This is a genomic window from Kosakonia sp., from assembly GCF_032104925.1.
Taxonomy (GTDB): Bacteria; Pseudomonadota; Gammaproteobacteria; order Enterobacterales; family Enterobacteriaceae; genus Kosakonia.
On sequence record NZ_DAMCGF010000003.1, the window covers coordinates 623,455 to 635,347 of the forward strand.

The following is an 11,893-nucleotide window of genomic DNA, read 5'->3' on the forward strand; positions in this document are numbered from 1 at the left end:
TGTAACCGACGCTTACCGGGCCAACTTTCGCGAAAACAGCAACCCAGGCGCGGGCATCGCAGAAAAATGAAGATAACTGAGTCAATTTGCCAGGGGCTTGTCAGATTGTTTTATTGTTCTTAAGCGGCTTGTTTTTCCAGCGTTTATGCAACCATTCGAACTCCTGATAAGTAAGAGAAGTACGCAGTTTTTCCCGTAACGCCTTAATCAGCGGCTCAGCGGTTTCGTAGGTGTCTATTACCGTCGTATATGAGGCCTGCTTAATCATATTTTCCTCATAAATACCGGCTTTTATGCTTACCGCCATACGCTCATAGAAATTAAGAATGTATTGTATTTTTCGTCCTTCGTAGTTCTCATCCTTTGAAAGGTTTTCTGCAACAGGGAACACATATGAACGGAAGGATTTCCCGGAATCGCGAACGCGCCGAAGTGTATGCAGACCATCAATGTATTCACTGTCTTTTCTGCTTTCAAAAAGAAAGGTCGCCGTTTGGGTTTTCCGGGCCATCTTCACGTTAAATCGGATGGTAAGGACAGCGGTACAAATACCGCCAAAAACGAGGAGATTGCTGATGACTTGCCACGCTGTCGGACTGATTTCCATAGACAATTCCCTGTCATTAGATAAAAAAGCGGAGCCTGAGCTCCGCCTGTAAAAAAGTTGTCTGTCAGAAACCGTCGAACTCATCACATTTTTTCATATAAATCTCCCTGTACGCATTACCCTAACAATGAGTGAAATTTCACTTAGGTGGTGATTTTATAATCGCAGTAGCCGCTTCGCAATGGCAAGTCCAATGCAATCCTGTTGGATATTTCAAAGTGCGGCACCGCTCGAAAAATAACGATAAGCGGTCTGTTTTTTCGGTTCTCAATTGCCGCCTTCAGCGACTGGATTGCAAAAACTTTCTCACCCTGTCCGAGTCCGGGTTAGTGAAAAATTTCTCGGGCGGTGCTTTCTCGATCAGCAACCCCTTCTCCAGAAACACCACTTCATCCGATACCTGGCGGGCGAAATCCATCTCGTGCGTCACCACTACCATGGTGTAACCCTCTGCAGCGAGATCTTTCATCACGCCCAGCACTTCGTTAACCAGTTCCGGATCCAGCGCTGAAGTGGGTTCATCAAATAAAATCACCTCCGGCGACATCGCCAGCGAACGGGCAATCGCCACGCGCTGCTTCTGCCCGCCGGACAGCGTTATCGGGTAGACATCGGCTTTATGGTTCATGCCGACCTTTTCCAGTTGCCGGTGGGCAATCTCATTCGCCTGTTCACGCTTCATCCCCTTCACATGCACCAGCGCTTCGCTGACGTTGTGCAACACGGATAAATGCGGCCACAGGTTAAAGCTCTGGAACACCATGCCAACCCGTTCACGGATGTGTGAGAGATCTTTATGCGACATCGCTTTGCCGGTTTTTTCATCCACACCGATGCGCTGCCCGCTGATGCGCACTTCGCCGCGATCCGGCTGTTCCAGCCAGTTCATACAGCGCAGCAGCGTCGATTTCCCTGAACCGGACGATCCCAGGATGCTGACCACTGTGCCCTTCTTTACGGTCAGATTGATATCGCGCAGCACTTCCACGTTATCAAACTGTTTGGACAGGTTTTTGATGCTTACCGCGTTTGCTTCAGGCATGGGTCATTCCTCTTTTCGCTCCGTAATGGCTCAACCGCTTAATCAGCAACTCCAGCAGAATGCTGATGCCCCAGTACAGCGCAATGGCGACAATAAAGGCGTTAAACGGAATAAAGTACGTGGACTGCACACTGTTCGCGGCGGCGGTGATCTCCTGCACGGTAATAATGCACAGAAACGCCGTGTCCTTCAGGCAAATAATCAACTGATTGCCCATTAAGGGCAGCGCGGAAGAGACAATATTCGGCAAAATAATGCGCAGGAAGATCTTATAACGAGAAAAACCTTGCGATACGGCAGCTTCAATATAGCCCGAGGAGAATATTCTGCGCTGACTGCGTAATATTTCGAAGAAATAGGCACCATGATAAATTACCAGGGCTAATAACCCTGCGGTCCAGGCGTCCATGCTGATACCTAACTGCGGTAAACCGTAATAAAGCAGATACGCCAGAATCAAAAACGGTATTGCCCGCATCAGGCTGACAAAAGCAATAATCAGGCGATGAACAACACGGTTCTGATATTCCATCAGGTAGCAAAACAGCACACCGATCAATAACCCAACCACGGCGGCAATAATAAACAACTCTAACGTTGCCAGCAGGCCGTTGTAAAAACTCTCACGCGCGGCCCAAATAATTCCCCACTGATTCATAAATCCTCCGCCTTTTATCGCGCCAGACGCTTCGCTTTGCGTTCTGCTACGCCCTGCAACTTCAGCAACAGACCGATAATAATCACGTATAACAGCGCCGCAGCGAGGATCGGCGACAGCGGTTCATAGGTCACAGAGGAGATCCGGTTGGTCACGCGCGTTAAATCCACCACGCCAATCACCGCAATCGCCGGGCTGCCTTTGATCAAAAACGACATCTCGTTGACCAGCGCCGGCAGGCTTTCGATCCACATTTGCGGCAACATGATGTGGCGGAAATAGGTCCAGCGCCGCATTCCCACAGACTCCGCCGCTTCCCGCTGTTCACGGGGGAAGTTACGGAAAGCGTTGCGCCAGATTTCCGCGTTAAACGCCGAGGTGTTCAGCGTCAGCGCGACAATCGCCGCCAGCGTTTTATCCAGGTTAATACCGAGCGTCGGCAGGGATAAAAACAGAAACAGCACCAGCGTTACCAGCGGCGTGGCACGCGCCAGGCTGATGTAAACCACCAGAAACTGGTCAATAAACGGGATCTTCATCATGCGGATAAAGGCGATAACCAGGCCGATAACCACCCCGAACGCAATCGCCACGCCTGAGATCCAGAGGGTCGTCCATGCGCCTTCAATCAATAACTGCCATGAGATTAAGTCCATGTTCCCTCCTGTGAAAACGGGCGGCGGTTGCCCGCCGCAGGTTACTTACAAACCGGCTAACTTGTGGAACTGATCGGCGCTGGTGATCGGCTCTTTCGGCAGTTCATAGGTTTCGCCAAACCACTTTTTCTGCAGCTCAGTGAGCTTGCCGGTTTCAGTCATATGGTTCATAAAACCGGTCATAAATTTCAGCAGCTCAGGTGAGTTTTTCGGGATCGGCCACGCCATGTAACCTGGCCCGGAAACCGCCAGACCTTTGGCAAAGACTTTCGGTTTGGCTTTCACCAGATCGTTGACGGAAATCACCACGTTTATCACGTAATCAACGCGTTTGTTCGCCAGATCGGCGTAGGCTTCCGGATAGGACTGATACTCCACCACCGGTCCGAGTTTTCCGCCCACTTTCTCCAGCATCGTTTTCAGCTCCGGCAAACGCGCCAGCAGCGCACTGCCCGCCTGGACGCCCACTTTTTTACCGCTGAGATCGGCAATGGTATTTAAGGTTTTATCGTCGGCGCGTTTGACAAAATAGTGCTGCGCAGAGGCCCACGGCGGGGTGAAATTAAAGACATTGAGGCGTTCATCGGTAATTACCGCACCGGTGAGTGCCATATCGTATTGGCCGGTGGAAACCGCAGCGAGTAATCCCGTCCACGGTAAGATACTTTGGTTAATATTGAATTTTGCGTACTTGCGTAATTCCTCAAGCATATCCTTGTTAAAACCATCCGTCTGGCCATTATTCATAAAGTTGAATGGCGCGTAATCGTCCTCGGTCGCCACTTTCATGGTGCCAGATTTTTCTATTTCGGGTAAATCCGCTGCGACTGCGTGTAAGGAAAACGCCAAAGAGATCATGGCTGCAAGACAATATTTGCCGAATACGTTTTTCATCTCTCCACCCTTATTTAATGTGCCAGACCGGTATATCCCAGGTGTGCCGGAAGCGTTGCAAGATATATGCCTAAATACGACATCGTGTGTTTTTCGTGACTGCGTTTTTACAATAGGGAGGCTTGCGCTTTTGTGAATAGAGCCAGTTCTGGCGAATGAGTGTGTCAGTTAACAGGAAGCTGGTATGGAATTTGCTCCATCGCATTACGCGATATATCCGAAGGAGTGCAGCATGATTCGTCACCTGTTGAATGTGAATTTTGACGGCCAGCGTGGATTGCAGGAGCAAGTCCGCGAATGTTTGATCAACGCCATTCTGAGCGGGATTTTCCCGGCGGATACCGCACTGCCCTCTTGCCGCCAGCTTGCCAGCCAGCTTAACGTTTCGCGCAATACCACCGCGCTGGTGTTTGAAGGCCTGGTCAATGAGGGTTACCTGGTGAGCCGCCCGCGCAGCGGTTACTACCTGCACCCGGATTACTACCGCTGCGGGCAAAACCCGACGCCACCTGCACCTGAATGCGAGAGCGCTGCACCACACTGGGGCAACCGCCTGAAAATCACCCCCAGCCAGCAGGAATCGATCCTTAAACCAGCAGGCTGGATGCACTACCGCTACCCGTTTATCTACGGGCAGCCCTACACGCAGCAGTTCCCGCTTGCCAGCTGGCGCGCGGCGGCAAACTGGCTGCACGGTGGTGTGCGCGACCCGGCATGGGTGATTGATCATATTGACCAGGATGTGCCGATGCTGATTGAGCAGATCCGCACCCGCGTGTTGCCCAAACGCGGCATCGTTGCCGCACCGGATGAGATCCTGATTACGCTCGGCTCGCAAAACGCGCTCTATCTGCTGACGCGTTTGCTGATGTCGCCCGCGACGCGCGTGGCGGTGGAGAACCCGGGTTTTCGCGAAGCCATTAACACCTTCTTATTAAGCGAGCCGCAAATCGTGCCGCACGATGTGGACAGTGAAGGGCTGGTGCTCAATGAAACCCCTTGCGACTACTACTATGTGACGCCGGGCCACCAGGTGCCGACTGGCGTGACGATGAGCAAAGCGCGGCGCGTGCAATTGCTCGATTACGCTGCCCGCCACGATGCAGTGGTGATTGAGGACGATTACGACTCGGAAAGTAACTTTATGCAAAACCCGCTGCCCGCGCTGAAAGCCAGCGATCGCAGCGGGCGCGTGATTTATGTCAGCAGCTTGTCCAAAGCACTGTCGCCGGGGTTACGGCTGGGGTATATGGTTGCCGCGCCGGAAATCATTGATGAAGCGCGGGCGCTGCGCCGCCTGGTGTACCGTCATCCGCCAACCAATATTCAATACCAGATGGCGCATTTTCTGGCACAGGGGCATTACGAAACCCATTTGCGCCGCTACCACGAAGACTCCGCCCGCCGCTGGGATTGTCTGCACAACGCGCTACACACGTTTCTGCCGGAGTGCCAGTTGATGCAGGGTAGCGAACATGCCAACGCCTTCTGGCTGCGCACACCAGAACAGATCAACACCCAGCAACTGACCTGGCGCGCCGCCCACGCGGGCGTATTGATTGAGCCCGGCGCGCGGCATTTTCTTGATGCCGCGCCGCCGGATAACTTCTTTCGCATGGGGTTTCACGCTATCAATCCGGATGCAATTGCCCCTGGCGTGGAAGTGTTGCGCGGCCAACTGGCGCAGCTATGTTGATATTTTGAGCGGTTGTCGCCGCCTCGCAGGAAGGAATGAGTAATCGCTTCCATAATGAAGCAAACCCATTTATCGCGAGAACGCTATGCCACTGCCGGATTTTCATGTTTCCGAACCGTTTACGCTCGGCATTGAACTGGAGTTACAGGTCGTTAACCCGCCGGGTTACGATTTGAGCCAGGACTCTTCACGGCTGATTGAATCGGTAAAACACCAGATAAGTACCGGTGAAGTCAAACATGACATCACCGAAAGCATGCTGGAGATTGCCACCGGCGTGTGCCGCGATATCAACCAGGCGGCACATCAGTTTTCCGCCATGCAGCATGTGATTTTGCAGGCTGCATCCGAGCACCATGTGCAGATATGCGGCGGCGGCACTCACCCTTTTCAGAAGTGGGAACGCCAGGAGATCTGCAATGATGAGCGTTACAGCCGCACGCTGGAGACGTTTGGTTATCTGATGCAACAAGCGACGGTGTTTGGCCAGCATGTGCACGTTGGCTGCACCAACGGCGACGACGCGATCTATTTGTTGCATGGCCTTTCCCGTTTTGTGCCGCACTTTATTGCGCTCAGCGCCGCCTCGCCCTACATCCAGGGCACCGACACCCGCTATGCGTCGTCGCGCCTGAACATTTTCTCTTCCTTTCCGGATAATGGCCCGATGCCCTGGGTGGCGAACTGGCAGGAGTTTGAAGGGCTGTTTCGCCGCCTGAGCTACACCTCAATGATTGAAAGCATCAAAGATTTGCACTGGGACATTCGCCCCAGCCCGCATTTTGGCACCGTTGAAGTGCGGGTCATGGACACGCCGCTGACGCTGTCACACGCCATTAATGTGGCCGGGTTTATCCAGGCGCTGTCGCACTGGCTGCTGGCCGAGCGACCGTTTAAACATCAGCCGCAGGATTATTTATTGTATAAATTCAACCGTTTTCAGGCCTGCCGTTACGGGCTGGAAGGTCTGATTACCGATGTGCACACCGGTGAGCGGTACACCATTGCTGACGATCTCACTCGTCTGCTGGAGAAGCTCGCGCCGTCGGCAGATAAACTGAATGCGGGTAGTGCCCTGGATGAACTGGCCAATGTGGTGAAACGCGGAAAAAGCGAAGCACAGATGATGCGTGAATTTATTGCCGATGGTGGCTCGCTAATTGGATTAATGCAAAAACACGCTGAGATTTGGGCGGCAGGCTAACGCATTAATTTTTTAGTTATTATTCTTAACCACAACGTAAATAACCTGCGCATCAGCAGGTTATTTTTTTCTTATTACGCAAAATAATAACCACTAAGTGGTAGATGGATTCAACAGAATTGATAAATATCAACAAGCCCTGCGTTAGAAATAAAGACCCCGCCCCCTACTCCGATAACGAATTAAAGCAAACGAGAACATGAGGCATTTGTATGAGATGGATTTACCGTTTATCAATGAAATTTAAATTATTACTGGCTTTACTGCCTTTATTGTTTGCCCTCATATGGTTAGCAACCAGCGGCATCCTGGCACGCGTGGAAACAGGCCAGCAGATGCGCACCATCATTACCTTAACGGATCTGGCGAAAAATGCCGGTGGCGTTATTCATGAATTACAAAAAGAGCGCGGCATGAGCGCAGGATATATCGGCAGCAAAGGACAGCAATTTAATGCCGAGTTAACTGCGCAATATATTCTCTCTGATAAAGCCCTGAGCCAGTTAGCCGAGGCGTTAAAAGCATTCCCGCTCCAGCGGGCGAATAATGATATTCGTCATGCGCTCGATCAATTCCGCCAGCATCAACAAGGCATAACGGATTTTCGCCAACAAATTCATGCCCTCAGCGTTAGCGGTACAGACTCGCTGACCTGGTACAGCACCATTATTAGCGATTTACTCAATGTGGTGGGTGGAATTAGTCAGCTGACGGATAACGGCGAAATTGTGAATCAACTGGCGGCATATTACAGCGTGCTGAATGCCAAAGAGCAAACCGGCGTGGAACGTGCGCTGATGTCCAACGTGTTTTCCGCCGACCGATTTACCGACGGCCAGTTCCGTCAGCTGAACGAAGTGGTTGGCAAGCAACTTTCCTGGCTGGCGGCAACGCGAGCGTTCAGTACTGCCGCCGTCAATGAACGGCTGACGGCGCAACTGCAAACTCCGGAAGTAACGCGCGCGCTTGAGATGCGCCAGCAGGCAATTGACCATGTGGCGACCGGCGGATTTGGCATCGCGCCGACAGACTGGTTTAACGCCCAGACGGCACGCATCAATACGCTGAAATCCGTGGAAGATGCCGCGGCAAATACCCTGTTGCAAACGGCAAAAGATCTGGCGGATAACGCCTGGCGTGATGTGATTGTTTTTGCGGTGATAAGCATTGCAGCCCTGCTGATCGCGCTGTTCTTCGCCCTGCTGGTCGCCAGCAGTATTCATCGCCAGTTGCACCATTCACTGGCCACCATTGAAGGAATGGACGGTGATCTTACCCAGCGTCTGGATGTGCCGGGCAGTGATGAGTTGTCGCTCCTGAACCGCGCTTACAACCAGGCCATCGAGAATATTCAGCATATTGTCAGCGAGATAAAACACGGTGCGGGCGTGTTGCGCGGCGCCAGTTCCGAGATTGCCAGTGGGAACCAGGATCTGGCCTCACGAACAGATGAACAAGCCGCCTCGCTGGTAGAAACCGCGGCCAGCATGGAGCAGATCGCTACGGCGGTGAACCAGACGGCGGATAACGCGAATGAGGCTAAACGGCTGACGCAAGAGATGGAGCAACAGGTGCAGGAAGCAAGCCGGGTGGCGGGTGAAGCCAGCCAGAGCATGACTGCCATTCGCGGCTCCAGCGAGCAGATCTCGAATATCGTTAGTTCAATCGACGAAATCTCGTTTCAGACCAACCTGCTAGCACTGAATGCGGCAGTGGAAGCCGCACGCGCCGGTGAGCTGGGCAAAGGTTTCGCCGTGGTAGCGAGCGAAGTGCGTAACCTTTCGCAACGGTGTGCCAACGACGCGCACCAGATCCGCGAACTGGTGAGCAAAAACATGGAGCAGATCCAGCAAGGCGTCACGCTGGTGCAGGCTTCTGACCGCGCGCTGCAATCGGCAAAAGCCCATACCGGGCAGATGCTGGCGTTTGTCAGCGATATTGCGCGTGCGGCGAGCGAGCAGTCACTGGGCGTGTCGCAGGTGCATCAAGCCCTGAACCAACTGGAGCAGGTAACCCAGCAAAATGCCGGGCTGGTCGCCAGCGCGGCGACCGCCAGCCAGATGCTGGATCAACAATCGGAAACCATGGCGACGCTGGTTGACCGCTTCGTGGTAGCGTAAAGACCTGTCGGGGGACGTTGCACAGCGCGCAGCTTTCCCCGACAATGCGGCTTTTCACCTTCGATTAACGCTTATGAAACACTCGCTCGAACCGCTGCTTACGCTGGCAGGTATTCTGCTGATGGCTTTTCTCTCTGTGCTGCTGCTTCCTGCCCCTGCGCTTGGGTTGCAACTGGCGCAAAGCCTGGTGCAGCGCTTCCACCTGCTGGATTTGACGCAGCTTTATATCATTCTTTACTGCCTGTGGTTTTTGTTGCTCGGCACGGTGGAGTTTTTTGTTGTGCGCTTTATCTGGAAGCGCTGGCTCGCCGCCTGAAAACGCGCTGTTTCCCCTCCCTGCGCGTGTAAGGTGGGGAATCTCCCCGCCTTTTACCCTCGATAACTATTCAAAAGTCATTCTAATTTTTTGAACACTACGCGCAAATAGTTCAGCTTTTTCTTTCCCCGTCACCGGCCTATCATTCGTTTCATCAGGGCAAACCAGCCCATTACAAACGGAACTGGCCCGCAGGTTGGCCGTAAAATTAATCAAAACTTTCGTTGCAGGCCAGATTAACCATGAACCCATTACAGAAACTTTTTAGCGCTTTGTTTTCACAGTCCGCAGGTAACAACGTAGCGGATGTGCAGCCAACTTCAGGAGTGACTATGTCAGACAATTTTCTCGCTTTAGCAAAACAACGCCGCACTATCTACGCCCTGGGTAAAGATCTGCCGGTGGCAGAAGATGTGGTCATTGAAACCGTCAAAGAAGCGATTCGTCAGGCACCTTCGGCGTTTAACTCACAGAGTTCCCGCGCGCTGATCCTGTTAGGTAAAGAACATGTGCAGTTCTGGGAGCTGACTCGCGAGCAGCTGAGAAAAATCGTGCCGGAAGAGAGCTTTAAAGCCACTTCCGACAAGCTGGACGGCTTTGCCGCAGCGGCGGGTTCCGTGCTGTTCTTTGAAGATCAGGATGTGGTGAAAGGCTTGCAGGAGCAGTTTGCGGCTTACGCCGATAACTTCCCGGTATGGTCTGAACACAGCACCGGTATTGCACAGTACGCCGTGTGGCTGGCGCTGACCGAGAAAGGCATCGGCGCGAACCTGCAACACTATAACCCACTGGTTGACGCCGATGTGCAGCGCACCTGGGGTATTCCGGAGAACTGGAAACTGCGCGGCCATATGAACTTCGGTTCGATCGTGGCCCCGGCTGGCGATAAAGCCTTTATGGATGACGCCAAACGCTTTGTGGTTGCCCGTTAATCAACGGAATTCACGCTGCGTGCAGTAAGCTGACAGCCATAAAAAAGCCGCCTTAATAAAGGCGGCTTTTTATTTACAGCAGGTAAAACTTACTGCTGGCTTTCACGCTCAGCAATAAAACCCAGCGCTTTGTTGATACGCGCGATGCTGCGCGCCTGGCCAATGGCGTGAACGGTGACATCCAGCGCCGGAGACTGACCCGCGCCGGTCACGGCAACGCGCAACGGCATCCCCACTTTGCCCATGCCCACTTCCAGCTCATCGGCGGTCGCCTGAATCGCGTGGTGAACGTTTTCCGCCGTCCAGTCGGTGATAGCAGCCAGCTTGTCACGCACCACTTCCAGCGGCTGACGCGCAACCGGACGCAGGTGTTTTTTCGCCGCGTCCGCATCGAACTCGTCAAACTCTTCATAGAAATAACGGCAGCTTGCCGCCATCTCTTTCAGCGTTTTGCAACGCTCGCCGAGCAGTTTCACCAGCTCAAACAGCTGCGGACCGGTATGGGTGTCGATATTTTCCTGCTCAATGTGCCACTGCAGGTGCGTCGCCACATACTCGGGATCCAGCGAATTGATGTAGTGATGGTTCAGCCACAGCAGCTTGTCGGTGTTGAACGCGCTCGCGGATTTGCTTACCGCGCCAAGTGAGAACAGCTTGATCATCTCTTCGCGTGAGAAAATCTCCTGATCGCCGCTCGACCAGCCCAGACGTACCAGGTAGTTAAGCAGCGCTTCCGGCAGGTAACCATCGTCGCGATACTGCATTACGCTGACCGCGCCATGGCGTTTGGAGAGTTTTTTACCGTCGTCGCCGTTAATCATCGACACATGCGCGTATACCGGAACCGGTGCGTTCAACGCTTTCAGAATGTTGATCTGACGCGGCGTGTTGTTGATATGGTCTTCACCACGAATAACGTGGGTAATTTCCATATCCCAGTCATCAACCACAACGCAGAAGTTATAGGTTGGAGATCCATCAGTACGGCGGATGATCAGATCGTCGAGTTCGAGGTTGCTGAACTCAATCGGGCCGCGAATCTGGTCGTCAAAAATAACAGAACCATCCTGCGGGTTGGCAAAACGCACGACGCACGGCTCGTCATCAGCATGGTGCGAATGATCGTGGCGGCAACGGCCGTCATAACGTGGTTTTTCATTATTTGCCATCTGCGTTTCGCGCAGCTGCTCAAGGCGTTCTTTCGAGCAGTAGCATTTGTAGGCGGTGCCCGCTTCCAGCATTTCATCGATAACCGCGTTGTAGCGGTCAAAGCGTTTGGTCTGGAAGTACGGGCCTTCGTCCCACTCCAGATTCAGCCAGTTCATGCCATCCATGATGGCTTCAATTGCTTCCGGAGTGGAGCGCTCGAGATCGGTGTCTTCAATACGCAGCACAAACTCACCGCCGTGATTACGTGCAAATAGCCAGGAGTAAAGAGCAGTGCGCGCGCCGCCAACGTGCAGGTAGCCGGTGGGGCTTGGCGCGAAGCGAGTTTTGATTTTCATGAAATGGCCTTACGTTTATAAAGATGCCGACCGTCGGCAATAGCTAAAATGAAAGTGGGCGATATTCTATCACTGTGGGCTGATTCCTCAATGTTGTTGCCGCAATGAGGGGGTAATCAGGCTATTTTGTTTAGAAATCATGCTCTCGCGACGCTTTACGCAGCGGTTTGTCTAATTTTACGACGAACGAACAATTTCTTTTGAAAATGCGTTGACTCATTTTCAACTCTCCCTATAATGCGACTCCACACAGCGGGGGTGAT

11 protein-coding genes are annotated in these 11,893 nt (G+C 52.9%); 5 read left to right on the forward strand and 6 right to left on the reverse strand.

What is annotated here, in order from left to right:
* Positions 1 to 100: 100 nt before the first annotated feature.
* The 5 genes from RT644_RS09150 to RT644_RS09170 all read right to left on the reverse strand — a co-directional run bounded on the left by RT644_RS09150 (position 101) and on the right by RT644_RS09170 (position 3,857).
* A complete protein-coding gene (locus tag RT644_RS09150) occupies positions 101 to 607 on the reverse strand; it encodes a DUF4760 domain-containing protein (protein ID WP_313626416.1) in 507 nt (168 codons plus the stop codon).
* 280 nt (positions 608 to 887) lie between these two features.
* Positions 888 to 1,649: an amino acid ABC transporter ATP-binding protein gene (locus tag RT644_RS09155; RefSeq protein WP_020454633.1), complete on the reverse strand. Its 762-nt coding sequence runs from the start codon at positions 1,647 to 1,649 to the stop codon at positions 888 to 890.
* Positions 1,642 to 2,307: an amino acid ABC transporter permease gene (locus RT644_RS09160; RefSeq protein ID WP_020454634.1), complete on the reverse strand. Its 666-nt coding sequence runs from the start codon at positions 2,305 to 2,307 to the stop codon at positions 1,642 to 1,644. The genes RT644_RS09155 and RT644_RS09160 overlap by 8 nt, the downstream gene beginning before the upstream one ends.
* A 14-nt stretch (positions 2,308 to 2,321) precedes the next feature.
* Positions 2,322 to 2,963 (reverse strand): amino acid ABC transporter permease, encoded by a 642-nt coding sequence (locus tag RT644_RS09165; RefSeq protein WP_045513856.1) that lies wholly within the window; start codon positions 2,961 to 2,963, stop codon positions 2,322 to 2,324.
* A gap of 45 nt (positions 2,964 to 3,008) precedes the next feature.
* On the reverse strand, positions 3,009 to 3,857 hold the full coding sequence (locus tag RT644_RS09170) for a transporter substrate-binding domain-containing protein (protein WP_313626417.1): 849 nt from the start codon (positions 3,855 to 3,857) through the stop codon (positions 3,009 to 3,011).
* Between the two features lie 232 nt (positions 3,858 to 4,089).
* Here RT644_RS09170 and RT644_RS09175 point away from each other — a divergent pair, with 232 nt between their 5' ends.
* From RT644_RS09175 to RT644_RS09195, 5 genes are all read left to right on the forward strand, one after another.
* Entirely contained in the window at positions 4,090 to 5,553 is a 1,464-nt protein-coding gene (locus RT644_RS09175; protein WP_020454637.1) for a PLP-dependent aminotransferase family protein, read from the forward strand.
* 85 nt (positions 5,554 to 5,638) lie between these two features.
* Positions 5,639 to 6,757 (forward strand): YbdK family carboxylate-amine ligase, encoded by a 1,119-nt coding sequence (locus RT644_RS09180; protein WP_313626418.1) that lies wholly within the window; start codon positions 5,639 to 5,641, stop codon positions 6,755 to 6,757.
* 212 nt (positions 6,758 to 6,969) lie between these two features.
* Positions 6,970 to 8,877 (forward strand): nitrate- and nitrite sensing domain-containing protein, encoded by a 1,908-nt coding sequence (locus tag RT644_RS09185; RefSeq protein ID WP_313626419.1) that lies wholly within the window; start codon positions 6,970 to 6,972, stop codon positions 8,875 to 8,877.
* A 73-nt stretch (positions 8,878 to 8,950) separates the two neighbouring features.
* Complete coding sequence (locus tag RT644_RS09190) at positions 8,951 to 9,193, forward strand: DUF1158 family protein (protein ID WP_017458712.1); 243 nt, start codon at positions 8,951 to 8,953, stop codon at positions 9,191 to 9,193.
* Positions 9,194 to 9,525: 332 nt separating this feature from the next.
* Positions 9,526 to 10,125 (forward strand): nitroreductase family protein, encoded by a 600-nt coding sequence (locus RT644_RS09195; protein ID WP_313626420.1) that lies wholly within the window; start codon positions 9,526 to 9,528, stop codon positions 10,123 to 10,125.
* Positions 10,126 to 10,214: 89 nt separating this feature from the next.
* On the opposite strand, the gene gltX is transcribed toward RT644_RS09195, so the two are convergent.
* A complete protein-coding gene (gene gltX, locus RT644_RS09200; protein WP_045513842.1) occupies positions 10,215 to 11,630 on the reverse strand; it encodes a glutamate--tRNA ligase in 1,416 nt (471 codons plus the stop codon).
* Positions 11,631 to 11,893 lie beyond the last annotated feature (263 nt).

Coding starts and splice junctions, on each gene's coding strand:
- RT644_RS09150 (WP_313626416.1), bottom strand. CDS start 607: ATGGAAATCAGTCCGACAGCGTGGCAAGTCATCAGCAATCTCCTCGTT.
- RT644_RS09155 (WP_020454633.1), bottom strand. CDS start 1,649: ATGCCTGAAGCAAACGCGGTAAGCATCAAAAACCTGTCCAAACAGTTT.
- RT644_RS09160 (WP_020454634.1), bottom strand. CDS start 2,307: ATGAATCAGTGGGGAATTATTTGGGCCGCGCGTGAGAGTTTTTACAAC.
- RT644_RS09165 (WP_045513856.1), bottom strand. CDS start 2,963: ATGGACTTAATCTCATGGCAGTTATTGATTGAAGGCGCATGGACGACC.
- RT644_RS09170 (WP_313626417.1), bottom strand. CDS start 3,857: ATGAAAAACGTATTCGGCAAATATTGTCTTGCAGCCATGATCTCTTTG.
- RT644_RS09175 (WP_020454637.1), top strand. CDS start 4,090: ATGATTCGTCACCTGTTGAATGTGAATTTTGACGGCCAGCGTGGATTG.
- RT644_RS09180 (WP_313626418.1), top strand. CDS start 5,639: ATGCCACTGCCGGATTTTCATGTTTCCGAACCGTTTACGCTCGGCATT.
- RT644_RS09185 (WP_313626419.1), top strand. CDS start 6,970: ATGAGATGGATTTACCGTTTATCAATGAAATTTAAATTATTACTGGCT.
- RT644_RS09190 (WP_017458712.1), top strand. CDS start 8,951: ATGAAACACTCGCTCGAACCGCTGCTTACGCTGGCAGGTATTCTGCTG.
- RT644_RS09195 (WP_313626420.1), top strand. CDS start 9,526: ATGTCAGACAATTTTCTCGCTTTAGCAAAACAACGCCGCACTATCTAC.
- gltX (WP_045513842.1), bottom strand. CDS start 11,630: ATGAAAATCAAAACTCGCTTCGCGCCAAGCCCCACCGGCTACCTGCAC.